Source organism: Propionibacterium sp. oral taxon 192 str. F0372 (assembly GCF_000413315.1).
Lineage (GTDB): Bacteria > Actinomycetota > Actinomycetes > Propionibacteriales > Propionibacteriaceae > Brooklawnia.
Genome location: NZ_KE340297.1, coordinates 2085641 through 2109545, shown reverse-complemented (window position 1 = coordinate 2109545; position 23905 = coordinate 2085641). Strand labels below are relative to the sequence as shown.

Sequence of the window (23905 nt, the reverse complement as noted above, 5' to 3'; positions counted from 1 at the left end):
CGTTGGAACCGTGACTGACACCACCACCAGCGTGAGCGGACGCTACAGCCAGTTCCAGTTCGGCCGATTCCCTATCGGCAAGGTTTCCCCGGTCATTGAGCATGGCGCCTATGCGGCAAAAGCAGTCGAGGGGGAATCGTTCCCAGTCTCCGCACGGATCTACCGCGAAGGGCATGACCGAGTCGGGGCGACGGTCGTGCTGACGGATCCGCAGGGAACCACCCACCACGTCGACATGGTTCAGATCTGGCCCCAAGGCCTGGACATCTGGCAAGCCTGGGTGCGGCTAGAGCAACTGGGTGACTGGCAGTTCCACATTGAGGCCTGGTCCGACGACTGGCACACCTGGGTACACAACGCCGAGGTGAAGCTGGATGCCGGAATCGACGTCGAACTGGTCTGCTTGGAAGGCCAGGATCTCACCGCAAGCGCCCTCACCAATGCGCAAAACGCCGATGACGCCCATGCTGCAGCGATCATCGCCGCGGCGCACGAGGCCTTGGTGCCTACCGCATCCGCCGAGGAACTGATCGCCGTCGCCACCGACCCGCAGCTTGATGCGGCAATGGTGGCCCACGCCCGTCGCCCCTTGACCACCCCCACCGTCGACTACCCGATCCGAGTAGATCGCAAGCGGGCCCTGTTCGGTTCCTGGTACGAGTTCTTCCCTCGTTCCCAAGGTGCCAGTCTCGATCCGGAGACCGGGCAGTGGACATCGGGCACCTTCGCCCAGTGCGGCCCGATTCTCGAACATGTCGCGTCCTTGGGCTTCGACGTGGTCTATCTCCCGCCGGTCCATCCCATCGGAACCCAATTCCGCAAGGGTCGCAACAATTCATTGGAGTCCACCGACACCGACCCGGGCTCCCCGTGGGCGATCGGCAACATCGAGGGTGGCCACGATGCCATTCACCCCGATCTAGGAACCATTGAGGACTTCGATGAGTTCGTTGCCAAAGCAAATTCCCTGGGTCTTGAGGTGGCGCTGGATTTCGCTCTCCAGGCTTCCCCGGACCACCCTTGGGTCACCGACCACCCCGAGTTCTTCACAACCCGCCTCGACGGCACCATCGCCTATGCCGAGAACCCACCGAAGAAGTACCAGGACATCTACCCGATCAACTTCGACAACGCACCGGCCACAATCTACGCGGAGGCGCTGCGCGTAGTGAATTTCTGGATCGACCATGGTGTGACGATCTTCAGGGTGGACAATCCGCACACCAAACCCCTCAATTTCTGGGCCTGGCTCATCTCCGAGGTGAAGGTGGACCATCCCGAGGTGCTTTTCTTCGCGGAGGCCTTCTCCCGCCCCGAGGTTATGCAAACTCTGGGCAAGGCCGGTTTCGACATGAGTTACACCTATTTCACTTGGCGCAATACCAAGAATGAGTTGGCCTCCTATCTCACCGAGCTGGCTTCAGAGACCGATGCCTTCATGCGACCGAATTTTTTTGTCAACACCCCCGACATCAATCCACTCTCGGTGCGTTCTGGAGCGCCCTCGGCCTTCTGGATTCGTACCATTCTGGCCACCATGATGTCCCCGAACTGGGGCATATACCAAGGTTTCGAACAATATGAATTCGAGCCTCTCAAACCCGGCGGCGAAGAATACCTCAATTCGGAAAAATACGAGTACCGTCCGCGCGATATCACCGCGGAACCGAACATGAATCCGTTGATGGGCCGGCTCAACCAGATCCGGCGTGAGCATCCCGCGCTCCAGCAGCTGCGGCGAGTGAAAGTCCTACCGACCACCCACGATGACCTGTTCGCCTTCGCCAAGAACGACGGCGATGACACGATCCTCGTGGTGGTGAACCTCAACCCTCATGACAGTGCCGAGGGCAATGTGTCGGTGGACCTATCGGAATGGGGAATCGGCACCGAGATGGGTGTTCACGACCTGCTGGGAGACGGAGCTTGGGCATGGGGAACTGAGAACTACGTCCGGCTAACCCCCGATCATCCCGCGCACATTTTCAAAGTGAACTGAAGAGAACGAGGACGACATGGACAAGTTCGGAAATCTGACCGGATGGGATCTCGAAGGATTCCACTGCGGTGGTGACACCGAGGCCTGGAGGCGGCTGGGCTCCCATGTCGTCACCGTCGACGACCCGGTGCGTGGCCCGGTCCGGGGTACCCGCTTCGCCGTATGGGCCCCCAATGCGGCACGAGTCCAAGTGATCGGTGATTTCAACTGGTGGCAGGGCGATGACATGGAAATCGTCCCGGGCTCCGGAGTATGGGCATTGTGGGTCGAAGGGGTCGATGTCGGCACCCAGTACAAGTACAAACTGCAGCACAGCGACGGGACTTGGCAGGAGAAGGCCGATCCCTACGCACGCTTTGCCGACATCCCCCCCGGCAATGCATCAATCGTCTGGGAATCCACCCACGACTGGGGCGAACAAGAGAGCCGTTGGCTGCAACAACGCGCCGAAACCAATGTCTATGAATCCCAGATGTCGATCTACGAGGTGCATCTCGGTTCCTGGCGTCCCGGGCTCAGCTATCTGGAGTTGGCCGAGCAGCTTCCCGCCTATGTGAAGTGGCAGGGCTACACCCATGTCGAGTTGATGCCGGTAATGGCCCACCCCTTCCCCGGTTCCTGGGGTTACCAGGTAACGGGCTACTACGCACCAGATGCGAGATTGGGCACCCCCGATGATTTCCGAGTGCTCGTTGAGGCGCTGCATGCCGAGGGCATCGGGGTGATCCTGGACTGGGTGCCCGGGCACTTCCCGAAGGATGACTGGGCACTGGGTAGATTCGACGGGACAGCTCTCTACGAGCACGCGGATCCCCGCCAAGGCGAGCAGCTGGACTGGGGAACCTATGTCTTCAACTTCGGTCGCAACGAGGTGAAGTCCTTCCTGGTCTCCAATGCCTTGTACTGGGTACAGCAGTTCCACGTCGATGCGTTGCGAGTGGATGCCGTCGCATCGATGCTCTATTTGGACTACTCACGTCCCGAGGGTGGTTGGGTGCCCAACCAGTTCGGCGGCAGAGAGAACCTGGAGGCCATCGACCTCCTCCGCTACGTCAACAAACATCTCTACGAACGCGAGCCAGGAGTCATCATGATCGCCGAGGAGTCCACCTCCTTCGACGGTGTCACCCGGCCGACGAACTGGAACGGGCTGGGTTTCGGGTTCAAATGGAACATGGGCTGGATGAATGACACCTTGCGCTACATCAGCCGGGATCCCTTTCACCGCCAGTACCACCACGATGACCTGACCTTCGCCATGGTCTACGCCTACTCGGAGAACTTCATCCTGCCCATCTCCCATGACGAGGTGGTGCATGGCAAGGGCTCAATGCTGAACAAGATTCCCCAAGACGACTGGCGCAAATTCGCCACCCTGCGAGCCTTCTACTCGTATATGTGGTCCTTCCCCGGTAAGCAGTTGCTGTTCATGGGGCAAGAATTCGCCCAGCGCCCCGAGTGGAGCGAGGCCACTGGCCTGGAATGGTGGGTTGATTCCCTGCATGGGCACAACGGGATTCGCCAGCTGATCCGCCGAATGAACGAGATCCAAGCCGACCACCCCGCCTTGTACGAGCTGGACTGCTCACCAGCGGGGTTCACTTGGATCAATGCCGACGATTCGGCACACAATACCTACTCCTATGTGCGGGCCTCCCGTGATGGACAGTTGGTCGCCTGCGTGACGAATTTCTCCCCCAATCCGATCGCCATCTATCCGGTACGGTTACCTCGACCGGGACGTTGGGTCGAAATCCTCAACACCAACTCCACCGACTTCGACGGCAACGGGGACTATCTCAACAGTAACGGGGTGCTGGCCTCCCCAACCGTGGCAGGTGCCGACGAGTGGGCTGCGGCCTGCCTGAATGTTCCCCCGCTGGGGTCTGTATGGCTGCGTCACGAAAGTGAGTGAGGCCCGGCTGGAACTGCCCGACTGCGAAGCTTCCGAGATCTCCGGCTGGTTGACGGCCAAGGCCGGGGAGTTGTTCGCCTCGGGACATTCTAGGGTCGAGGTCCGGGTCAGCGCCGGTGACCGGTCGCGTATCAGCGCCCTGCATCATGCCCGTTTCCGCAGGGAGGCCAGGCTGCGCGGTGCGGGCGCCGACGGGGAGGACTTGCTTGTCTATTCCTTGGTCCGTGACGACGTGGTGACAGGCGCCATGGGATTCACCGCCATGCTTGATACCGTCTTGCCAACCCACCGGGTGATCGGTCACGTGTTGCTCACAGATCAGACCGGCCGAGTGCTGTTGCTGGAGACCACCTACAAACCAGACTGGGAGTTGCCCGGCGGCGTAGTAGAGCCCGGGGAATCACCCCGGGTGGGAGCTCAGCGAGAACTCATGGAGGAGCTAGGACTAGAGATCGCTCTCGGGCAACCGCTGCTCGTCGACTGGATGCCCCCGTATCTGGGGTGGAGCGACGCCATTGAGTTCATCTTCGACGGCGGGATCTGTGATGCGCAGACGACCGAGGCGATGGTGTTGCCCTGCCATGAGATCGCCGCTTTCCACTGGGTGGAACCGGATCGGGTGGCCGCACATGTGTCGAAACTCTCGGCGCGCCGCATAGCCCGGATGTTACAGATGCTCATCGTAAATGAATCGATGACCTACACCGAGAACGGCCTGGATCCCCAGGCGCGTTGATCCGGACCCCGGTGTCAGGGGTCCGGATCAGCCGCAAACCAAGTGATGACCTCAGAACAGCGCGGCCGACAGCAGGCGCCGCGCTCTTTTTACCTCAGGATCTGCAGCACCCCTGGTCTCAAACAGTTCGACCAGACGTTCACGCACTTTGTCGCGTTCTACGTCGCGGGTCACTCGCACCAATCCCAGCAGTCGGTCGAAGGCTCTCGCGACATCACCGGTGACCAATTCGAAGTCAGCAGCCGCGAAACCGAGCTCAATGTCGGTGGGTGCGGCATCGGCCTTGGCGACCACGCCAGGATCGACCTCGCTGGTACGGGCCAGCAAGGCTGCTTGGGCTCGCCCGGCAAGGGCCTGGGCATCTCTGGGGGCATTCTTCAGCACCTTGTCGAATTCCTCGACGGCCCGCTGGAAATCGCCAGCCTCAAGGGCCTCGTCAGCCGCCGCGAACCGCGGATCGGCCTGTTCCCCAGCTGCCTCGGGTACCGAGGCAGTACTCACCGGCGTGGCGCGCCCACTCAAGCCGTTGGCCACTGCCAACTGGACGACCTGAGCGATGAGATCAACAATCCGCTGCTTATCAACAGTTCCTTGGAACAGCGGCGCCATCTGACCTGCGATGAGGGCAATCGCCGTGGGTACGGCCTGTACCTGCAACGCCTGGGCGATCCGGGGATCGGATTGAACATCCACGACGCCCAGAATCAGCCGACCTTCCTGGGCATTGACCGCATCGGTGAGATCATCCACCACCTGGTCGGCCCCTGGCGCCTGGGTGCTGGTGAGCACCAGAACCACCGGGTAACGCACCGATTGCGCGGCGACCTGCTCAAAGTCCGCCTCGGTGACCGGAAGGACATAGCTGCCCCGCGCGCCTGCACCAGTGGGTTGGCCAGTATTGTTGGCTGCGGCTGCAGTCAGCCCAGCAAGATCAACCGCGCCGGGCCTGGAAAAATTCTGATCCGTGCTCATGCACACCATTGTTCCACCACAACTCCAATTGAGGCATGATGGATCCATGGCTCATCCACGTGCAGGCCAAGTGGCCGATTCAACCGATCTCATCGACGTCGATGCGGTGATCGCCGCCTATTACGACATGGTTCCAGACCCCTCAAACCCCGACCAGGCGGTGTCCTTCGGTACCTCAGGACACCGCGGTTCCTCCTTGGACACTTCCTTCAACGAAGCCCACATCACCGCCATCACCCAGGCAATCGTCGAATACCGGACAGCTCAGAACATTACCGGCCCGCTGTTCATCGCCAAAGACACCCACGCCCTATCCCTTCCCGCTTGGAAAACAGCCATCGAAGTGCTCACCGCCGCCGGAATCGAGGTGCTGGCCGAACGGGCCGACGAGTACACCCCAACCCCTGCCCTGTCGCGGGCCATCATCCGCTACAACCGGAAACACGCCGATGGCCCACAGGCTGACGGCATCGTGGTGACTCCCTCGCACAATCCTCCACGCGACGGCGGTTTCAAATACAACCCACCGAATGGCGGCCCGGCAGACACCGATGCGACCAGTTGGATCGCCGACCGCGCAAACCAGTTGATGACCGACCCCGGTTCGATCAAACGGAACAACTACGATCGAATCGCCGACCAGGTCACCAGGTACGACTACCGCACCCCCTACTGCCATGAGTTGGCTCTGGCCATCGACATGGAGGCCATCAAGGCATCCGGATTGCGAATCGGTGCGGACCCGATGGGCGGGGCTTCGGCCCAATACTGGCAGTTTATCTCCGAGAACCTGCTGCCGGATCTGACCGTCGTGAACCCGGTCGTCGACCCAACGTGGTATTTCATGACCTTGGACACTGATGGCAAGATCCGGATGGACTGTTCCTCCCCCAATGCCATGGCCTCACTGGTCGCCAACAGGTCAGCCTTCGACATTGCTACCGGCAACGACGCCGATTCGGACCGGCACGGTATCGTCACCCCCGATGCTGGCCTGATGAATCCAAACCACTACTTGGCGGTCGCCATCGGTTACCTGTTCGCAAATCGTCCCGATTGGGGCCCGGATACCAAGATCGGCAAAACCTTGGTCTCTTCCGCGATGATCGACAATGTCGCAGCGAAGCTGGGACGCACGCTGGTCGAGGTGCCCGTCGGTTTCAAGTGGTTCGTGCCCGGGTTGATCTCCGGGGACATGGGTTTTGGTGGTGAGGAGTCAGCCGGAGCTTCCTTCTTGGAAAAGACCGGCGCCACATGGACCACCGACAAGGACGGCCTGCTGTTGGATCTGTTGGCCTCTGAGATCACTGCAGTGACCGGACAGACCCCATCCGAGCACCACCGGGATCTGGTCGGCGAATTCGGTACCTACCACTACGCCAGGGTTGACGCCGAGGCAAACCGAGAACAGAAAGCACGGCTCAAGGCTCTCACTCCTGCCGATGTCACCGCGACCGACCTGGCCGGGGATCCGATCACCAATGTCTACTCCCATGCTCCGGGCAATGGTGCTGCCATCGGCGGTATCAAGGTGACCACCGACGCCGGTTGGTTCGCCGCTCGCCCATCTGGTACCGAGGACAAGTACAAGATCTATGCGGAATCCTACCGCTCGGCCGAGCATCTGGCCGAGATCCAGGCCGCCGCGAAGATTGTGGTGAATACGGCGCTCAACGGCTGAGTAATCTCAGCATCTGTCCCGACGACGAGCGGCCAAGGCTCACCGGGTCTGTGGCCACCGGGTCTGTGGCCCGTATTGCGGTGCCTGCTCAGGGAATCCTTGCCCTGGCGACATCAGGTTCTGAGGTGGTGTGTTTTCTTGGGGAGCAGTGGAATAGTTCTGCACCGGAGCCTCGCATCCGAAGGCATCGGACGCCGCGGGCACACCGATGCCTGGAGTCCATGCAGGACTGCCCCCAACCCCAGTAAACTGCCCACTGGTGAAGGCCTTCACCCCGCCCGTCACGAGCAACACGATGGTTCCCGTCCATAGAAGGTGTGTGACGAAACTCACAGGTAAGATGCTCCAGGCCGCGTCAAGATATGCGGCCAATGGCCCCTGAATGAGGCCAACCAGCGAACCGGCCAAAGCACAGGCGGCCGCCAAGAAGAAAAAGGTGCGCGGCGTACCACGCAACTTCATTGCCCCGATGATCATGACGATCACTTGAGCAAGCAAGAACAGTGCTCCGAAGACTCCGAGCACCAAACCCACAGCATGCATGCCCCACAGATTAGACCTTGCAATAAAATCGACCCTAATGGATCACGAATTCCGTACCGAGTTAGTGCTGCGCTGCGTCGAGGCCATCCCACCCGGGCAGGTGGCGACCTACGGCGACGTCGCTGCCATCGTGGGGTGCGGGCCTCGCATCGTCGGCACCCTCATGGCCCAGGTCGGTGGCGGGGTCTGCTGGTGGCGGGTCGTGAACCGAGCCGGGCGATTGCCGTCTCGGCTGCTCGACGACGCAAGGGTCCACTGGGCTGCAGAAGGCACGGCCCTGCGCGGTGATGCACCACTGCCCGATATGGCTCGGGCCCGAGTGGACGTTGCCCGGCTTGATGCGAACTGGCGGACAGCCACTGCTGAGCTCACACAATGATGCCCCCACCTGTGCGTGTCATGTGAGCCTGTGGGAGAATCGGGACATGGAAGACCTCTTCATCTGCATTGACCACGCCGCCTACGTCTGCCCCGACGCAGAGGAGGCACAGAAGTACTACACCGACACCTTTGGCTGGCACGAGATCCACCGTGAGGTCAACGACGAGCAGGGTGTTTTCGAGATCATGATGGCCCCAGCAGCTGAGCTCACCGAGCACATGACCCAGGTCCAGATCATCTCCCCGACCCGCGAGGACGCCACCACTGCAAAGTGGCTTGAGAAGAACCGCCCCGGCCTGCATCACATGGCATGGCGTGTCGCCGACATCGCTGCGGTCTCGAAGACCCTGCGTGATCGTGGCGTTGTGCTGCTTTACGACGAACCACGCATCGGCACCGGCGGCTCGAAGATCAACTTCATGCACCCCAAGTCCGGCAAGGGTGTGCTGATCGAAATCGTGGAACCCGGCAAGGGCCACTGACACTGATGTCATGAATGTGCCGGGTCGGCGGGAGTTCTCCCCCGGTCCGGCACATCCGTGTCCGAGGGCGTGGCACCCCGGGATCACTCCACCGGTGTTGCTAGCCTCAAGGATGACGTGAGGAGTCCCAGATGAGCACCACTACCCCCGGACCAGAGGAGAACGAGGAGACCGGCCTCAACCTGTTCGATGACAGGGCCTCTGCTGCCGGTTCTTTCCCCCACGCAATGTTGGGCTATGACCGCCCCACCGTCGACAACTACGTGCGTGAGATTGAGCAGCAGGTCGCCACCCTCAAGCAGTTAGTGCGTCACTTGCGCTCCGAAGTCGCATCCGCACGCTCCATCCACGGAGACACCGACTTCACGAAGCTGGGCTCCCATGCCACTACCCTATTGCGCGCGGCCGAGGCCCAGGCCGCCGATTTGGTGGCGAAGGCCGCCGCCGAGGCTGAACGCATCAAGGAAGAGGGCCGCAGGGTCGCCGGGGATCTGCGTGCCAACGCCCAGACCGAGGCCGATGACGTGCGGGTGGAAACCCTCGCATCCCTGCGCGATATGAGGGCCGCCCTTGATGCAGAAGCCACCCAGCTCCGGGAAGCAACGACCCGGGATACCGAGGCCCTACTGGCCGCTGCTCGCACCGATGCTGCCGCCTTGGTGGACGCTGCCCGGCGCCAGGCGGAGATGGAAGCAGCGCATTCCGCAGCCCAGCGTCGCTCCTTGCTGGAGGACGCCCATCGGCAGGCCGATGAGACGACTCAGGCCGCAAATGCCGAGGCAGAGAAGATCCTCATCGGTGCCAGATCGCGCAGCGAAGGCATCCTTTCCTTGGCCCACGACGAGGCACAGTCCCTGTTGAAGGATGCGGCTGCCCAAGCCAGTGAGATCACCGCGAACTCCGCCAGTACCGTCGCCGAGGCGAATAAGCAACTGGAGGCAGCCCGGGCCCGGCTCGATGCTGCAGCTGCCGAGGCCCAGGAGATCCGGAGCCGGGCAATGACCGAGGCGGAATCGCTTCGCACCTCGGCGTCCGCAGAAGCCCAGGCACAAGTGACTCGCTCCCACCAACAGGCAACGATGATGATCGACCGCCTGGAGGCCCAGTACGCTTGGCGCAAAGAGCAACTCGAACGCGAGATCGGGGTACTGCACACCCGCAAAGACACGATCATCTCCCAGATGGGCAACCTGCAGGCCCTCGCCACCGAGGCCACCCAGGATTTCTCCGCCGATGATTCCGACTCCGAAACTTGGGTGTCGTCGAAACCGGTACGCACCTCCGCCGCATCCACCGAGCCCACCGCGGTCGTGGATCATGAGCAGATGGAAAAGACGACGGTTCTGTCCAAGCCACCGGACCACGAACCAACCGTGGTGCTCTCCCAGTTCATGCAGAACCAGCAGAGCGCCTCGAAGCCGACCGACTGAACACGAGTATCGGCGTGCGGTCACCTGTTCGGATGAATTCCGCGACACTGCCCACCAGCCATTCACCCACACTGTGGCCCGGGTGCATGTCTTATGGAAGCGTGGTCGGCCACAAACTTGCTTCGACTGATGTTTCACCTGCAGTCTTCGAGGCTGTCTGGTGAACCGGCTCGCCCTTCGGCACCAAATTGCCTGCAGTCTGGCCTTCTTCACCAACGGAGCGGTCTTCGGATCCCTGCTGCCGCGCTATCCGGAGATCAAAAATCTGCTGGGACTGACTAACACCCAGTATGGGCTCACCGTCATCGCCGTCTCACTCGGCGGGCTGCTCGCCTTAAACATGCCCTCCCGGCTGTTGGCCCGCTGGGCACCACCGCACATCGGGATTGTGGCCACCGTGGTAATGGGCGGGGCTCTGGTCATCACCGGAACAGCATCCTTGTGGCCGATGGTCTTCGTCGCCCTGCTACTCGCCGGGATCGCCGACGCGGTGTCCGACACCGCGCAGAACGCCCAGGCCATCGCGGTCCAGGAGGCATCCGGCCGCTCGTTGATCAACCGAATGCACGCCTTCTGGTCGCTGGGATCAGCCTGCGGTGGCGTCACCGCGGTCCTCGCATCCCGGGCTCACATTGATCTGGGCATCCAACTGCTGGGAACCGGATTCGCGTGCACCGCCGCCATGGTGGTCTCCGCCTGGCTATCGTCTGCCCGGCTACCGGATCACCACCGGTTGGCTGCCCCTGCGCAGAAGCCAACCGCGACCGCCCGCGGCAAAACTTCGGTGAAGTTAATCATGACCGGGCTAGTAATGATCACGATGACCTCCACCCTGACCGAAGACTTCGCCAACAACTGGGCCACCCTCTACTTCCACAAAATCGCTCTGCTCGACCCGGGAACCGCTGGGTTGGCCTACACCACCGTCATGGTCTCCCAATTTGCCGGACGTATCGCATCCGACCCCGTGACCGACCGTATCGGGGCAGCGCGCACCTGCGTAGTGGGATGCGTGATGGTCGCCCTGGGACTGTTAACGGTTGTCGTTTCTCCCCTACTCGTGATGCGCTGGGCTGGATTGATCGTCATCGGTGTGGGCTGTGCCCCACTTACCCCGACGGCCTATGCCGCATCGGGCTCCATCGCGACCATGTCCTCGGCCGGCGGAATCACCCTGATGTCCTGGTTCTTGCGGGCGGGTGGGCTGGCCGGTTCTCCGCTGCTGGGGTTGGCATCCGACGGATTCGGACTTCGCTGGGCGATACTGTTACCCACCGTGCTAGCCGTCGCGGGCACCGGATTCGCGGTGTGGATGTGGCGAACCGGAAATCTGCGCACAACACGCGGCTGACCATTGCGATCCGCACACCTCAAAACAGCCGCTCCTCGGCGCGGTCCATGCCGCGCAATGCATCGTAGTCGACCACCACGCAGTCGATGCCACGATCACTGGCCAGGGTGCGAGCCTGCGGTTTGATCAACTGAGCCGCGAACACCCCACGCACCTGCCCCAACAACGGATCTCGGTTCATCAACTCCAGGTAGCGGGTGAGTTGTTCTACCCCGTCGATCTCACCGCGACGCTTCACTTCAATGGCCACATAGCCGCCATCAGCATCCCGGGCCAGGATGTCCACTGGTCCGATTGCCGTCATGTACTCACGCTGGACAGTGGTCCATCCCTCGCCGAAGGTATCCGGGTTCTCCGCGAGCAGAGCCTGGAGATGCGCCTCCACACCATCTTTCTGCAACCCGGGATCAACACCGAGTTCGATACACCGGTCGAGTTCGATGCAGCCCAGACCGATCTGGAGGATATCCCCGTTGCGAGCCTTGACCACCCAAACCTCCCGGATCCTCGGGTCGAGTTCCACCCCGGACAATCCATCAAAACCCTCGGCTTCGACGACAGTCATGGTGCACGGCGGTGACATCCAGTTCAACGGCTTGTAAGCACGGTCATCGGCGTGCACCGAGACCGACCCGTCGGATTTGACCAGGATGAGCCGTTTGGCCATCGGAAGATGGGCTGTCAGTCTGCCTCCGTAGTCCACCTGACACTCACCGACAACAACGCGCATTTGGCAAAACTACCCGGGTAATGTGTCGGATGTGAAACGTCGCCCCAGCAAGCATCTACGTGAACCACGCCCCCTGAGGTTCGGCTCACAGACCAAGGCGACCACCTCCGAGGGCACTTGGGTCATCCGACGCATCAGCGGCCAGTCATCAACCAAGACCTACACCTGCCCACACTGCAATCGCCCGATCCCCCCGGGCACACCGCACGTCGTGGCGTGGCCGCATACCCCACCAATCGGTTCGAGTTCTGGCGTGGAACACCGCCGTCACTTCCACACCACCTGTTGGAATGCGAGGAGTCATGGGTCTGCACACTACTGAGATCGGCCACGGCGAGAAGCGGGTCGCTTTCCTGCACGGCCTACTGGGTCAGGGGAAGAATTTTGCCACAGTCGCGAAGATGCTCGGCGACGTTGCCACCACCACCTTGGTGGACCTGCCGAATCACGGGCGGTCTGCATGGACGAGTTGCTTCGATTACCCACTGATGGCCGACATCGTCGCAGATACGCTCATAGAGGCCGGCGCAGGGAAACAGCCGATCACCCTCATCGGCCACTCGATGGGCGGCAAAGTCGCCATGCAACTCGCACTCGACTATCCCGGCCTGCTGGATCACCTGGTCGTTATCGACATCGCCCCCCTAGATTCGCCCGACACCAGGAGCTATGCCCACTACACCCAGGCGCTGCTGAATCTCGATCTGAATTCGCTGACCGATCGAGCCAGCGCCGACGCGGCCCTGGCTCCCGCGGTTCCCGACCCCGATGTCCGCGCCTTCCTGCTGCAGAATCTGCACCGGGGCGATCCCTGGAGATGGCTGCCCAATCTCACCCTGCTGGACAATTCGATGAACCAAATTGCCGGGTGGGGAGCCCAGGAGCGCAGTTGGCAGGGCCCAGTACTGTGGCTCGCCGGTGGGAAGTCCACCCACGTCGGTGCCCACCAGCTACCGCTCATGCGAGCACTATTCCCGAAGGCCGAACTGGTGACCATCCCCGATGCTGGACACTGGGTGCACGCCCAAGCACCACGCGAGACCGCCGAGGCCATCCGGTCCTTCATCACCAGTGAGCCCCGACGGTCGTAAGATGCTCAGCCTAGGGTCACTTTCCGGATCTCTGCGGGAGCATTGGGGGCCGGCGACTTGTCCTGGGATACACCTTGGGAAGCGATCCCGGTAATCACCTCGAGGGACTTCGCATCAACCGTGCCGAAAACCGTGTAGTTAGGTGTCAGCTGAGTGGAATCCTGCCACACGATGAAGAACTGTGAACCGTTGGTGTCCGGCCCTGCATTGGCCATCGCGACCACACCAGCCGTGTATTTCTCGTTGCCAGTAAGTTCGTCGTCGAAGCGGTAACCCGGTCCTCCGGTGCCGATTCCCGTTGGATCGCCGCACTGCAACACGTGGATCCCTTGATCAACGAGCCGGTGACAAACGGTGTTGTCAAAATAACCCTGCTTGGCCAGGGCTTCGAAGGAGTTCACGGTACACGGGGCGGCTGCACGATCCATGGTGATTGTCACCGGGCCCGCGGACATGTCCAAGGTCATCGAGATCTCCCCGCTGGTGCGCACATCGGTGGCTCTCGGCAAGTCGACCGGTCTCGCTGGAGTACCGAAGGAGCGATACTCACAGGTGCTTCCCCCGTTTGCGGAAGGGGATGCGGTGGCCGTGGCACCGTTGGAAGCAGGCGGGTCGGTGATCGGCTGTTCCGCCGCACATCCCGCGATTAGCACACATGTCCCTGCGAGACCTGCCAACATCATTCGCTTCATCGAAGCCCTCCCGCTCACTGCGTAGTCTGGTTCCATGGTCAACCTCACACGCATCTACACCCGCACCGGCGACGGCGGAAACACCCGGCTGTCGGACAATTCGCTCACCACCAAGACAGATCCCAGGGTCGATGCCTACGGCTCAGTCGACGAACTCAATTCTGCCATCGGATTCCTGTTGGCCACCCACCGACTCGACGAGGAACGACGTGATGTGTTGGGACTCATCCAAAACGAGCTATTCGACGTCGGTGCCGATCTGTCTAATCCCGTGGTCGCAGCACCGGAATGGGAGCCGCTGCGGGTTGTCCAGCCCTCAATCGACCGGCTGGAAAGCTGGTGCGATCGCTTCGGAACGGACCTGCCGAATCTGAAGTCATTCATCTTACCCGGGGGCTCCCCTGCAGCCGCTCAGTTTCACCTACTGCGCACCATGGCACGACGTGCTGAACGTGCGGCCTGGGTGGCAGCAGAAGCATTCGGGCTGGATACCGACGAACAGCGGGTTGAGGGTGGAGTCTCGAAACTTGCGATCACCTATCTCAACCGGCTCTCCGATCTCTTCTTCATCATGGCCCGGCACGCAGGTGTCATCGACGGGGTCGATGAGATTTTGTGGATCCCTGGTGGGGAACGCAATCCCAACGTCTGATTCGTTTCCGGCACTAGCGCCCGTGGCGGTCGGCCCACGGGTGCTAGTGATCGGGCAGCCACCGACCAGGGCCACGCGTAGCGTCCACTAATCACAGATCCGGCCGGTAGGCGACTCCACCGGGCGGCGCTGCCTCCAACCAACTGACCAGTCCGGTGGCCGAACCAGCATTCATCGCCAACGACCAGCGCACCTCGGGAAGATCCGAGCGTACCAAGACCAGCACCTTGGAAAAGGCATAGCCCTGCCTCGACTCCTCGTCAGTGGAATCCCGCCACTCGCTCACCTTGGCACCACGCCGACGTAGGACTAACGCTGGACGAGGCAGCAGCCCCCACCTGCCGAACCACTCGAACCGATCCGAACGGTAGCGGGCCAGTCCGGGGTGCCAGCGACCGTCGTCACGGCGTAGGGCGCAGTCGACCAGACCCCCGCTCACGGTCAGCCACAGTCGACGGCCCACCAACACGAGTAGGTAGACGCCGAGCAACCCGACCATGATCGGCAGAATCTCGCCCATCACTGCCGGAAACCCCACATACATGAGGCTAGCGCGTTATTCAATGGCGCGTCGGTGACTTGATCAACTCGTTGTACTTGTTGGCAGCCTTTACTTGGGATTCATAGCGACGATAGGCCCTGACTTCGGCGTCAGAGGCCTCGGCAGCCTGAACTGCGTCGTGCAATGCAGCCAACTCTATCCTTGCCTGTTCCACCGACACATCACGGGCGAGTTGTCCGTAGACCGACAGCACCGAGACATGGTTGTCCACCACCGAAATGAACCCGGAATCCACGGCTACGACCACCCGGTCCCCATCTTCATCCACTACCTCGGCACCGTGCGGCACTAGAGCAGCCATGAAGGGCACGTGCCCCGGCCACACCCCAAGATCACCCTCGGTGGTGCGGACCAATACGCTGGAAGCTCGTCCCTCCCATACAACCCCATCGTTGGCGATGAATCGCACTTCGAGACAGGCTTCGGAGGCCATCTCAGGCACCCTTTCGCAACTGCTCGGCCTTGGCCATTACGTCCTCCATGCCACCGACGTTGAAGAAAGCCTGCTCCGGGATCTCGTCGCACTCGCCGTCACAGATCATTTGGAAGGCCTCCACAGTGTCGGCCACCGGGACGGTGGAACCGGGAACACCGGTGAACTTTTCGGCGACATAGAAGTTCTGCGACAAGAACTGCTGCACCCTGCGGGCCCGGTTCACCAACACCTTGTCCTCCTCCGAGAGCTCATCAATGCCAAGGATTGCAATGATGTCCTGGAGTTCCTTGTTGCGCTGCAGGATCTGCTTGACCCTGGTTGCAACATGGTAATGAGCATCCCCGATGTACTGGGCATCAAGGATGCGCGAACTCGAGGTGAGTGGGTCCACGGCTGGGTAGATGCCTCGCGATGCGATCGCCCGGGACAACTCGGTAGTCGCATCCAGGTGGGCGAAGGTTGTTGCCGGGGCCGGGTCGGTGTAGTCATCGGCAGGCACGTAGATCGCCTGCATGGAGGTGATCGAGTGTCCGCGGGTCGAGGTGATCCTTTCTTGCAGGCGGCCCATCTCGTCGGCCAGGTTCGGCTGATAGCCGACCGCGGAAGGCATCCGCCCAAGCAGAGTGGAAACCTCGGAACCGGCTTGGGTGAAACGGAAAATGTTGTCGATGAACAACAACACATCCTGACTCTCGACATCTCGGAAATACTCGGCCATGGTCAGGGCGCTGAGCGCCACCCGCAAACGAGTACCCGGCGGCTCATCCATCTGGCCAAACACCAAGGCGGTGTCCTTGAGCACATCGGCCTCGGCCATCTCGTTGATCAGGTCGTTGCCCTCACGGGTGCGCTCCCCCACCCCTGCGAACACCGACGTGCCACCAAAATTGTGCGCGATGCGGAAGATCATCTCCTGGATGAGCACCGTCTTGCCTACTCCCGCACCACCGAACAGGCCAATCTTGCCACCTTGCACATAGGGGGTGAGCAGATCAATGACCTTGATGCCGGTCTCCAGCATCCGGGTCTCCGGCTCCAAGGAGTCGAATGCGGGCGGATCGCGATGGATCGGCCAGCGCTCGGTCACCTCAATGGCTGACGGATCAACGTTGAGCACTTCACCGGTCACATTCCACACGTGTCCGGTGGTGATCTGGCCGACGGGCACGGTGATCGGGGCGCCGGTGTCCAATACCTGGGCCCCGCGGCGCATGCCGTCGGTGGGTTTCAGTGCGGTGCAACGCACTTGGTTGTCACCGATCTGCAATTGAACCTCAAGAGTGATCTGACGGCGGTCGCCGCCGACACCAGCGTCCACCTTGAGGGCGTTGTAGATCTCGGGAATCGCATCCGGGGGAAATTCGACGTCGACGACCGAGCCGATCACCCTGGTGACCCGACCAGCGCCGGTGGTGGCGGTGTTGTCAGTGGGAGGGATGGACATGGCTCTCCTGTCACGAATTCGACAGCGCAGCAGCACTGCCGACGATCTCGTTGATTTCCTGGGTGATCTCGCCCTGACGGGCCTGGTTTGCGGCCCTCGTCAGGTCGCGGATCAATTCGTTGGCGTTGTCCGTGGCAGAGTGCATAGCCTGCTGGCGGGCAGCCAACTCGGATGCCGCGGACTGGCGCAGCATGAATTTCACGGTGTCGACGATGTACATCGGCAACAAGGCATCGAGAACTGCCTCGGGGCTAGGCTCGAAGGTGTAGTCCGGGACGAAGCCGGTGGGCAACTCTCCCTCCGAGATCTCCTCCTCGTCATCCGCTTCGACCACCTGCAGGGGCAGCAGCCGGATGATCCTAGTGCGTTGCGAAACCAAGGAGCGGAAGTGGGTGTATACCACATGTACCTCACCGACTCCCCCTGCGGCCTGGGAGATGAGGAAGCGCTCCATGAGCACCTGCCCAATCTCATGAGCCTCGGAGAAATGCGGGGCTTCAGAAAAGCCCGACCACGACCTAGTGACCGGCACTCCGCGGTAGGCAAAGTAGTCGTGGGCCTTACGGCCCGAGGTGTACAACTCCACCTCAATGCCCAACTCCTCCAAGTGCTGGATGAGACCCTCGGCGGCCTTGGTCACATTGCTCGGGTAAGCGCCGGCCAAGCCGCGATCCGAGGAGATGACCAGCACCGCTGAGCGTTGGCGAGCGTGGTGTTCCCTGGTCAACGGGTGATCGACATGTGCGAAGGTGGCAACGGCATTCACCGCGCGGTGGAGTTCCATTGTGTACTCACGAGCCGCATCGGCTTTGATCTGGGCCTTGTTCACCCTGGAGGCCGCAATGAGCTCCATCGCCTTGGTGATCTTCATCGTCGTGGCGACCGAGGCCCGCCGTTCCCTCAGTTCACGCAGGTTCGAGGCCATCGGTCAACCTCGGTTTCCCTTGACGATCTTCTGCTGGTGGATGTCATCGTCGCCCACCTCGTCGATACCCAGTTGGGACAACAGCTTCCCGTCAAGGGTACGATAAGCCGCCTTGTACTTGGTGAGGATCTCGTCAGCGGCCGACTCCGCTTCGTCACTGAACTGACCGGAGGACTCGATCTCAGTGAGCAGGGAGCTCTCGGAAGCGACAGTCTCGATCCACCCGTCGATGAATCGCTGGACCTCTTCCACCGGAACCTTGTCGATGCGCCCGGTGGTGCCTGCCCAGATGGACAGCACCTGGGTGGCCATGGGTACCGGCGAGTACTGGGGCTGTTTGAGTAACTCCATCAGGCGCGCACCCCGCTCCAGCTGGTTCTTGGATGCCTCATCTAAGTCGGAGGCAAACATCGCGAAGGCCTCCATATCACGGTACTGGGCTAGCGAGATCTTCAGCGTGCCGGAGACCTTCTTCATGGCCTTCGTCTGCGCCGCACCGCCCACGCGCGACACCGAGATGCCAACGTCGATCGCGGGACGCTGATTGGCATTGAATAGGTCCGATTGGAGGAAGATCTGCCCATCGGTGATCGAGATGACATTGGTCGGAATGTAGGCCGAGACGTCATTCGCCTTGGTCTCGACGATCGGCAGGCCTGTCATCGACCCCCCGCCCAGATCATCGGAAAGTTTGGCGCAGCGCTCCAGCAGACGTGAATGGAGGTAGAAGACATCACCGGGGTACGCCTCACGACCCGGCGGCCGACGTAACAGCAACGACATCGCCCGGTAGGCCTCCGCCTGCTTGGTCAGGTCATCAAAGACGATCAACACGTGGCGGCCCCGGTACATCCAGTGCTGGCCCAATGCGGCACCTGCGTAGGGGGCTATGTACTTGTAACCGGCGGGATCCGAAGCCGGAGAGTTGACGATGACCGTGTAATCCATCGCCCCGGCTTTCGCTAAGATCTCGTGTACCTCGGCGACCGTCGAGTTCTTCTGTCCCACGGCAACATAGATGCAGATGACCTGCTTCTCCGGATCGCCGCTGTCCCAATTGGCCTTCTGATTGAGGATAGTATCCACCGCGATGGCCGTCTTGCCGGTTTTGCGGTCGCCGATGATCAACTGGCGCTGGCCCCGCCCGATCGGGGTCATCGCGTCGACCGCCTTGAGACCGGTCATCAGCGGCTCGCGGACCTCTTGGCGATACATGACACCGGCCGCTTGGATTTCCAGGGCCCGGCGCTCCGAACTGGGGACCGGCCCTTTGCCATCAATCGGATTGCCCATGGCATCAACAACCCGGCCCAAGAAGCCGTCTCCCACCGGAACCGACAGAATGTCACCGGTGGCCCGCACAACCGAGCCTTCGTCGATACCCTCGGATTCCCCGAGGACGACCGCACCGATCTCGCGCTCCTCCAGATTGAGCGCGATGCCCATCGTCCCGTTGGAAAACATGAGCAACTCATTGGCCATCGCCGACGGCAACCCGTCGACCCGGGCGATGCCGTCACCCGAGGTAATGACCGTGCCCACCTCTTCACGAGCGCTCGCCTGCGGGGCATAGCCCTGGACGAAGGATGCCAGAGCATCACGAATCTCGTCGGGGCGAATCATCTGTTCCGCCATGAGATCTCCAATTCTGTTCGTCAGCCCGTCGGGGCCGTGTGTGATGCGTCAGCCGATGAGGCGTCGCGCTTTGTCAAGTCGGGTACGGATGGTGCCGTCGATGATCTCCCCGCCGACGCGCACGTGCAGGCCCCCCAGGACCCGCGGGTCGACGTCCACGTGAAGGTCGACCTTGACTGCGAAAATCCTGTCGAGCTCGGTCATCAACCGGGCACGCTGCTCGGCGGTCAACGGGGCCGCTGCCGTGACACGGGCCAGTTGATGTCCCACCACCTCGGAGGTCAACTCAGTGAGTTCCACTAAACGCTCGACGAGTCGTCGTCCCGTGACAGCCCGCTTGACCAAGATCGCAGTCGCTGGGCAGGCCCGCCCCTCCAGCAGATTGGCAGCCAGCTGCTGGCGTGCGGCAAGGTCGAGGGAGGGATCGGTGAGCGTGGATGCGAGTTCCGGATCAGCCAGCAAGCTGGCTATGATCCCGGACAGCTCCTCACGCACCTTACCGAGGTCCTGGGCCGAGCGCAGAACGGCACGATCCGCTTGCCGGCCCATCTGGAACTCAAGGTCCTGCGCATCGGTCGCCATCGCGGCAACCATCCCCAAAACCTGGCCGACACGATCCCCCAAGCGCTGTCCGACGAGGTCTCTCGCCAGCTCGGAACGCCGTTCGGGCGGGATGGAACCGTCAGCAAGGGTGATCCTCAACCTCGGGTTGACCGACAACTCGTGACAGACCACCTGGAGAGCGTTGATCTCGGTGTCCGTCAGTGACAGCCCGTCAACTCCCCCGTCAAGGGTGCGCATGTGTCGAGTGGTCGTCATCAATTCCCCTGCACCGCCCCGCGAGAGGGGATCGCCTCGAGTTCGGCCAAAAACCGGTCGACGCTGCGATTAATCTTCTCGGGATCGTCAAGTGATTCACCAAGGATCTTCTCGGCGAGATCGGTCGCCAGCGTGCCGATCTGGGTCTTGAGCTCCGAATAGGCCTGATCACGCTCGACCTGGATGTGCGCCAGCGTCTGTTCCCGAATGGTTGCTGCCCGGGCCTGCGCCTCTTCCTGGGCGCGTGTGATGATCTCGGCGGACTTCGCGTGGGCATCCTCGCGGATCTTCGCGGTCTCAACGGCCGAGGCCTCCAAGCGTTCCTGGTACTGCTGTCGCGCAGCCACCGCTTCGGCCTGCACGGCCTGGGCCCGGTTAATGCCACCCTCGATCTCGGCGGTCCGCTGCTCGTACATCTGCTCGAAGCGCGGCACGACCACCTTGCTGATGAACACGACGACCAGCACGGCAAGCACCAGACCCGCGACGAGTTCGCTGAGGTGCTCGGGCAGAAGCGGGTTGCCGGTCTCCAGTGGGATCATGGTCGCGTCCCCGCTCAGCGGATGAAGGCCAGCACGAAGCCCAGAATGGCCAAGGCCTCGACGACGGCAAAGCCAATGTAGGCGGTGCTCATCATCGCGCCACGGGCCTCCGGCTGACGTGCGGTGCCGTTGATCACCGAGGCGAAGATCCAGGCAACGCCCAATGCCGGGCCGAGGGTCGCCAAGGCGTAACCGAGGACGGTCAGGTTACCGGTCAGTTCCATGGGAGTCATTGCGTTTCCTTCCGATTTGTCGTGAAGTTCGGTCCGGTCAGTGCGATTCACTGATCGAGCTGGAGATGTACTGGGCCACCAGAATCGTAAAGATGTAGGCTTGGAGAAATCCGATGAACAGCTCAAATCCCATCATGACGACGCCGAACACCAGGGACAAACCCCCGCCGACGTTGTAGAACAGGTTGTTGGCATAGGTAAGCAGGTAGGTGCCACCGACGACGAATACGACCACCGTCAGGTGCCCGGCGAACATATTGGCAAACAGCCGCACGGCGAGGGTGAGCGGCCGGGTGACGAAATTCGACAGGAACTCAATGGGGATGATGATCACCCACAGGCACCAAGGAACCCCTTCGGGGATCAGCGACTTGCGAAGGTAGCCAATGCCGTGGGTCCGGAACCCGGCAAAAATATAGAGCAGATAGACGAACCCGACCATGCCCCACACGAAACCGATCTTGGAGAAGGTCGGGAACATGAACAAGAAAAATTCCCCGAACCAGTTGTTGAACAGTACGAAGGTGAACAAGCCGACCAGCACACCAAGGTAGGGGCGGAACCCTGGGCCCAGCACGTCACGACCGACCGAACTGCGAATGAAGTCGTAGACCTGCTCGAACAGGAACTGGGATTTCGAGGGCACCGTGCGCAGTTTGCGCGATACCACGCACCAGACCACGATGACGAGGATCGCAGCTATTACCAGCTGGAGCAGTGGCTTGGTCACCCATGCGGTGCCCCACAGTGGCTCGAAGTGGAAATCCTCGACTCCTGGATTAGTGTAACCGCCCTCCATGGGGATCATGCTGCACGTCCATATCTCTTGATGATCATCCAGATCGACACCGCCGTTCCGAACAGCAGCCCTACCATGACCCCCACCCTGGTTCCCAAGAAGTGGTCAACGCCCCACCCCAACCCGCCGTAGCAGACCATGCCTGCCAGCAGGTAGGAGACAATGCGCATGCCTTGGTCATGACCGGATGCTTCGACCGCGGTGCGACGGGCGTCGCCGATGTCTGCACGCAGGCTCACGATTCCCACCCCTTCGGCTTTGGTGCGGTGTACTGAGGGTCGTAGACGGGAATTTTCTCACGGGAATGACCGAAAAGCATCCCTGCAACCCACCCACTGACCCCCACAAGAGCTCCCACGCCCAGCAGAGTGGGCGAGGCATTCTGACCGATGATGGGATGAGTGGCGAGTGCAGTGCCAACCGCCCACAACACACACAGACGCAGCAGGTACCCAGCCACATTTAGCAGGAGCCCACGGGCATCACCCATGGCCATGCACAACCGCTGCACGAGAACCCCAGATGCGAAGAAGGCCAACACCGCCGCCCCACCGACCAACACTGATACCGCAGTCTCAGTTCCTGCGACGATCCAAGCGATGCACCCAGCTCCAGCAACGAGAGGGCCTGCCACGGCGGCAGCCGTCCAGGAGACCGTCGTGACATCTTGTGTCATGCGAACCTCCTCGTTCTCCACCCGGTCAATGCAGCCACGAGGGATACTAGGCCATCAGGCGAAAGCATCCGAATCGACCTTCCGGGCTCGTCGGCGAGCAGGCCACAGGGTTACCAGAGTTGCTGCAACAACGCCCGTCAGGATGCCAACAAGCGCGACCTGCAACGGAGCCAATGCCAAGGCGATCGTCCCGTAGGCAAAGACTGCCGTCCATAGGTACATGATGAGCACCGCGGTAATCATGGAGTGCCCGAGACGCACCAGCCTGTGGTGCAGGTGCTGTTTGTCGGGAACGAACCACCACTTGCCGTTCCATGTACGTCGCACATAGGAAGAGACCAGGTCGAACAGTGGTACCGCCATGATCGCGAAAGGCAGGATGAGCGGTAGCCAAGCAGGCATCAACCCGGCTCGGGCGGCGTTGATGACCGTGGAATCCATCTGACCGGTGAACGACAATGATGAACAGGCGAGCAGCAGCCCCAGCACCATCGACCCGGCATCGCCCATAAACATCCGGGCCCGGTGGAAGTTGTGCGGCAGGAAACCGAGACACACTCCCACGGTGGTCGCCGACACCAGCGATGCAGTGGTCGCGACGACCAAGTTCTCCTCCCGGGCCAAGACATAGGTGTAGATGAACATCGCCGACGCCCCCACGGCGACCACCCCCGCAGCCAAGCCGTCCAGCCCATCGACCAAGTTGATGGCATTCACGCACACAAAGATAAAAAAGACAGTGATGAGGATCGAGGTGGCCTGGTCTAGAGCAATGGTGCGCTCTGGCAGGGATACCCAGTACATCCGGACCCCGTTGATGACGGCAATCCCCGCGGCCAGCACCTGTCCAGCGATCTTTGCGATGGCCGACAGATCCAGCACGTCGTCTAGCACACCGACCACGCAAATCACCCCAGCGGCCAGCAGTACTCCCCCGGAATCCTTGGTGACCACGTCATGACGGCCAAGGAAAGGCATATTCGATGCGAGTAAGAAGGCACAGGCAACCCCGAAGAACATGGCCACCCCACCTAGATAGGGCGTCGGTCTGGTGTGCACATCGCGTTCCCGGATCAAGGCCTGTACCCCGTAACGGATCGCCACCCGGCGCATCACCCCACACAGCAAGTGGGTCGCCGTCGCGGCAACCAGCATGACCAGGAAATACTCCCTCATCGA

26 protein-coding genes are annotated in these 23905 nt (G+C 61.4%); 10 read left to right on the top strand and 16 right to left on the bottom strand.

Annotation, left to right across the window (positions count from 1 at the left end; translation table 11 throughout):
- Positions 1 to 10: 10 nt before the first annotated feature.
- Genes HMPREF1531_RS09825 through HMPREF1531_RS14320 form a run of 3 tightly spaced genes read left to right on the top strand, consistent with a single transcriptional unit; the run spans position 11 to position 4650 of the window.
- Positions 11 to 1999: an alpha-1,4-glucan--maltose-1-phosphate maltosyltransferase gene (locus HMPREF1531_RS09825; RefSeq protein ID WP_156860240.1), complete on the top strand. Its 1989-nt coding sequence runs from the start codon at positions 11 to 13 to the stop codon at positions 1997 to 1999.
- Between the two features lie 16 nt (positions 2000 to 2015).
- Positions 2016 to 3914, top strand: coding sequence for a 1,4-alpha-glucan branching protein GlgB (gene glgB, locus HMPREF1531_RS09820; RefSeq protein WP_016669798.1), 1899 nt, complete (start codon positions 2016 to 2018; stop codon positions 3912 to 3914).
- Positions 3907 to 4650: an NUDIX domain-containing protein gene (locus tag HMPREF1531_RS14320; RefSeq protein ID WP_269593313.1), complete on the top strand. Its 744-nt coding sequence runs from the start codon at positions 3907 to 3909 to the stop codon at positions 4648 to 4650. Before glgB ends, HMPREF1531_RS14320 begins: the two co-directional genes overlap by 8 nt.
- A gap of 51 nt (positions 4651 to 4701) precedes the next feature.
- Here HMPREF1531_RS14320 and HMPREF1531_RS09810 read toward each other — a convergent pair whose 3' ends face one another.
- Positions 4702 to 5622, bottom strand: a complete 921-nt coding sequence (locus tag HMPREF1531_RS09810; protein WP_198011036.1) for a co-chaperone YbbN — start codon at positions 5620 to 5622, stop codon at positions 4702 to 4704.
- A 46-nt stretch (positions 5623 to 5668) separates the two neighbouring features.
- Here HMPREF1531_RS09810 and pgm point away from each other — a divergent pair, with 46 nt between their 5' ends.
- A complete protein-coding gene (gene pgm, locus HMPREF1531_RS09805; RefSeq protein ID WP_016669795.1) occupies positions 5669 to 7303 on the top strand; it encodes a phosphoglucomutase (alpha-D-glucose-1,6-bisphosphate-dependent) in 1635 nt (544 codons plus the stop codon).
- Between the two features lie 39 nt (positions 7304 to 7342).
- Here pgm and HMPREF1531_RS09800 read toward each other — a convergent pair whose 3' ends face one another.
- Complete coding sequence (locus HMPREF1531_RS09800) at positions 7343 to 7846, bottom strand: hypothetical protein (RefSeq protein ID WP_016669794.1); 504 nt, start codon at positions 7844 to 7846, stop codon at positions 7343 to 7345.
- A gap of 37 nt (positions 7847 to 7883) precedes the next feature.
- On the opposite strand from HMPREF1531_RS09800, the gene HMPREF1531_RS09795 reads away from it, so the two are divergent.
- The 4 genes from HMPREF1531_RS09795 (at position 7884) to HMPREF1531_RS09780 (ending at position 11490) form a co-directional block, all read left to right on the top strand.
- On the top strand, positions 7884 to 8225 hold the full coding sequence (locus tag HMPREF1531_RS09795) for an MGMT family protein (RefSeq protein WP_016669793.1): 342 nt from the start codon (positions 7884 to 7886) through the stop codon (positions 8223 to 8225).
- 46 nt (positions 8226 to 8271) lie between these two features.
- Positions 8272 to 8709 (top strand): methylmalonyl-CoA epimerase, encoded by a 438-nt coding sequence (gene mce / locus HMPREF1531_RS09790; protein ID WP_016669792.1) that lies wholly within the window; start codon positions 8272 to 8274, stop codon positions 8707 to 8709.
- A 131-nt stretch (positions 8710 to 8840) separates the two neighbouring features.
- Entirely contained in the window at positions 8841 to 10139 is a 1299-nt protein-coding gene (locus HMPREF1531_RS09785) for a DivIVA domain-containing protein (protein WP_016669791.1), read from the top strand.
- Between the two features lie 160 nt (positions 10140 to 10299).
- On the top strand, positions 10300 to 11490 hold the full coding sequence (locus HMPREF1531_RS09780) for an MFS transporter (protein ID WP_016669790.1): 1191 nt from the start codon (positions 10300 to 10302) through the stop codon (positions 11488 to 11490).
- Between the two features lie 19 nt (positions 11491 to 11509).
- Here the strand turns inward: HMPREF1531_RS09780 and nucS are convergent, their stop codons facing one another.
- On the bottom strand, positions 11510 to 12220 hold the full coding sequence (nucS, locus tag HMPREF1531_RS09775) for an endonuclease NucS (RefSeq protein ID WP_016669789.1): 711 nt from the start codon (positions 12218 to 12220) through the stop codon (positions 11510 to 11512).
- A gap of 302 nt (positions 12221 to 12522) precedes the next feature.
- Here nucS and HMPREF1531_RS09770 point away from each other — a divergent pair, with 302 nt between their 5' ends.
- A complete protein-coding gene (locus HMPREF1531_RS09770) occupies positions 12523 to 13311 on the top strand; it encodes an alpha/beta fold hydrolase (protein ID WP_016669788.1) in 789 nt (262 codons plus the stop codon).
- 5 nt (positions 13312 to 13316) lie between these two features.
- Here the strand turns inward: HMPREF1531_RS09770 and HMPREF1531_RS09765 are convergent, their stop codons facing one another.
- On the bottom strand, positions 13317 to 14003 hold the full coding sequence (locus tag HMPREF1531_RS09765; protein ID WP_016669787.1) for a peptidylprolyl isomerase: 687 nt from the start codon (positions 14001 to 14003) through the stop codon (positions 13317 to 13319).
- Between the two features lie 34 nt (positions 14004 to 14037).
- Here HMPREF1531_RS09765 and HMPREF1531_RS09760 point away from each other — a divergent pair, with 34 nt between their 5' ends.
- Entirely contained in the window at positions 14038 to 14655 is a 618-nt protein-coding gene (locus HMPREF1531_RS09760; protein WP_016669786.1) for a cob(I)yrinic acid a,c-diamide adenosyltransferase, read from the top strand.
- Between the two features lie 91 nt (positions 14656 to 14746).
- Here the strand turns inward: HMPREF1531_RS09760 and HMPREF1531_RS09755 are convergent, their stop codons facing one another.
- The 12 genes from HMPREF1531_RS09755 to HMPREF1531_RS09700 are packed head-to-tail and all read right to left on the bottom strand — an operon-like array spanning position 14747 to position 23902.
- Positions 14747 to 15193: a DUF2550 domain-containing protein gene (locus tag HMPREF1531_RS09755; protein WP_198011035.1), complete on the bottom strand. Its 447-nt coding sequence runs from the start codon at positions 15191 to 15193 to the stop codon at positions 14747 to 14749.
- Positions 15194 to 15215: 22 nt separating this feature from the next.
- Complete coding sequence (locus HMPREF1531_RS09750; protein WP_016669784.1) at positions 15216 to 15650, bottom strand: F0F1 ATP synthase subunit epsilon; 435 nt, start codon at positions 15648 to 15650, stop codon at positions 15216 to 15218.
- Between the two features lies 1 nt (position 15651).
- Positions 15652 to 17097, bottom strand: coding sequence for a F0F1 ATP synthase subunit beta (atpD, locus tag HMPREF1531_RS09745; protein ID WP_016669783.1), 1446 nt, complete (start codon positions 17095 to 17097; stop codon positions 15652 to 15654).
- 10 nt (positions 17098 to 17107) lie between these two features.
- A complete protein-coding gene (locus HMPREF1531_RS09740; protein WP_016669782.1) occupies positions 17108 to 18022 on the bottom strand; it encodes a F0F1 ATP synthase subunit gamma in 915 nt (304 codons plus the stop codon).
- A gap of 3 nt (positions 18023 to 18025) precedes the next feature.
- Positions 18026 to 19657, bottom strand: a complete 1632-nt coding sequence (atpA, locus tag HMPREF1531_RS09735; protein WP_016669781.1) for a F0F1 ATP synthase subunit alpha — start codon at positions 19655 to 19657, stop codon at positions 18026 to 18028.
- 48 nt (positions 19658 to 19705) lie between these two features.
- Entirely contained in the window at positions 19706 to 20476 is a 771-nt protein-coding gene (atpH, locus tag HMPREF1531_RS09730; RefSeq protein ID WP_016669780.1) for an ATP synthase F1 subunit delta, read from the bottom strand.
- Positions 20476 to 21018 (bottom strand): F0F1 ATP synthase subunit B, encoded by a 543-nt coding sequence (locus HMPREF1531_RS09725; RefSeq protein WP_016669779.1) that lies wholly within the window; start codon positions 21016 to 21018, stop codon positions 20476 to 20478. The genes atpH and HMPREF1531_RS09725 overlap by 1 nt, the downstream gene beginning before the upstream one ends.
- A gap of 14 nt (positions 21019 to 21032) precedes the next feature.
- Entirely contained in the window at positions 21033 to 21251 is a 219-nt protein-coding gene (gene atpE, locus HMPREF1531_RS09720; RefSeq protein WP_016669778.1) for an ATP synthase F0 subunit C, read from the bottom strand.
- A gap of 37 nt (positions 21252 to 21288) precedes the next feature.
- Positions 21289 to 22059, bottom strand: coding sequence for a F0F1 ATP synthase subunit A (atpB, locus tag HMPREF1531_RS09715; RefSeq protein ID WP_016669777.1), 771 nt, complete (start codon positions 22057 to 22059; stop codon positions 21289 to 21291).
- Positions 22056 to 22289, bottom strand: coding sequence for an AtpZ/AtpI family protein (locus tag HMPREF1531_RS09710; RefSeq protein WP_016669776.1), 234 nt, complete (start codon positions 22287 to 22289; stop codon positions 22056 to 22058). Before HMPREF1531_RS09710 ends, atpB begins: the two co-directional genes overlap by 4 nt.
- The gene (locus HMPREF1531_RS09705) at positions 22286 to 22726 is read right to left on the bottom strand and encodes a hypothetical protein (RefSeq protein WP_016669775.1); all 441 of its coding nucleotides are present in this window, start codon (positions 22724 to 22726) and stop codon (positions 22286 to 22288) included. Before HMPREF1531_RS09705 ends, HMPREF1531_RS09710 begins: the two co-directional genes overlap by 4 nt.
- A 54-nt stretch (positions 22727 to 22780) precedes the next feature.
- Complete coding sequence (locus tag HMPREF1531_RS09700) at positions 22781 to 23902, bottom strand: MraY family glycosyltransferase (protein ID WP_036897696.1); 1122 nt, start codon at positions 23900 to 23902, stop codon at positions 22781 to 22783.
- Between the last annotated feature and the right edge of the window lie 3 nt (positions 23903 to 23905).

Excerpts from the sequence above, each read along its gene's own strand:
- HMPREF1531_RS09810 (WP_198011036.1), bottom strand. The coding sequence starts at position 5,622 with ATGAGCACGGATCAGAATTTTTCCAGGCCCGGCGCGGTTGATCTTGCT.
- atpE (WP_016669778.1), bottom strand. The coding sequence starts at position 21,251 with ATGACTCCCATGGAACTGACCGGTAACCTGACCGTCCTCGGTTACGCC.
- nucS (WP_016669789.1), bottom strand. The coding sequence starts at position 12,220 with ATGCGCGTTGTTGTCGGTGAGTGTCAGGTGGACTACGGAGGCAGACTG.
- mce (WP_016669792.1), top strand. The coding sequence starts at position 8,272 with ATGGAAGACCTCTTCATCTGCATTGACCACGCCGCCTACGTCTGCCCC.
- HMPREF1531_RS09750 (WP_016669784.1), bottom strand. The coding sequence starts at position 15,650 with ATGGCCTCCGAAGCCTGTCTCGAAGTGCGATTCATCGCCAACGATGGG.
- HMPREF1531_RS09760 (WP_016669786.1), top strand. The coding sequence starts at position 14,038 with ATGGTCAACCTCACACGCATCTACACCCGCACCGGCGACGGCGGAAAC.
- pgm (WP_016669795.1), top strand. The coding sequence starts at position 5,669 with ATGGCTCATCCACGTGCAGGCCAAGTGGCCGATTCAACCGATCTCATC.
- glgB (WP_016669798.1), top strand. The coding sequence starts at position 2,016 with ATGGACAAGTTCGGAAATCTGACCGGATGGGATCTCGAAGGATTCCAC.
- HMPREF1531_RS09740 (WP_016669782.1), bottom strand. The coding sequence starts at position 18,022 with ATGGCCTCGAACCTGCGTGAACTGAGGGAACGGCGGGCCTCGGTCGCC.
- HMPREF1531_RS09725 (WP_016669779.1), bottom strand. The coding sequence starts at position 21,018 with ATGATCCCACTGGAGACCGGCAACCCGCTTCTGCCCGAGCACCTCAGC.
- HMPREF1531_RS09700 (WP_036897696.1), bottom strand. The coding sequence starts at position 23,902 with ATGAGGGAGTATTTCCTGGTCATGCTGGTTGCCGCGACGGCGACCCAC.
- atpB (WP_016669777.1), bottom strand. The coding sequence starts at position 22,059 with ATGATCCCCATGGAGGGCGGTTACACTAATCCAGGAGTCGAGGATTTC.
- HMPREF1531_RS09795 (WP_016669793.1), top strand. The coding sequence starts at position 7,884 with ATGGATCACGAATTCCGTACCGAGTTAGTGCTGCGCTGCGTCGAGGCC.
- HMPREF1531_RS09785 (WP_016669791.1), top strand. The coding sequence starts at position 8,841 with ATGAGCACCACTACCCCCGGACCAGAGGAGAACGAGGAGACCGGCCTC.
- atpD (WP_016669783.1), bottom strand. The coding sequence starts at position 17,097 with ATGTCCATCCCTCCCACTGACAACACCGCCACCACCGGCGCTGGTCGG.
- HMPREF1531_RS09770 (WP_016669788.1), top strand. The coding sequence starts at position 12,523 with ATGGGTCTGCACACTACTGAGATCGGCCACGGCGAGAAGCGGGTCGCT.
- HMPREF1531_RS09765 (WP_016669787.1), bottom strand. The coding sequence starts at position 14,003 with ATGAAGCGAATGATGTTGGCAGGTCTCGCAGGGACATGTGTGCTAATC.
- atpA (WP_016669781.1), bottom strand. The coding sequence starts at position 19,657 with ATGGCGGAACAGATGATTCGCCCCGACGAGATTCGTGATGCTCTGGCA.
- HMPREF1531_RS09705 (WP_016669775.1), bottom strand. The coding sequence starts at position 22,726 with ATGACACAAGATGTCACGACGGTCTCCTGGACGGCTGCCGCCGTGGCA.
- HMPREF1531_RS09800 (WP_016669794.1), bottom strand. The coding sequence starts at position 7,846 with ATGCATGCTGTGGGTTTGGTGCTCGGAGTCTTCGGAGCACTGTTCTTG.
- atpH (WP_016669780.1), bottom strand. The coding sequence starts at position 20,476 with ATGACGACCACTCGACACATGCGCACCCTTGACGGGGGAGTTGACGGG.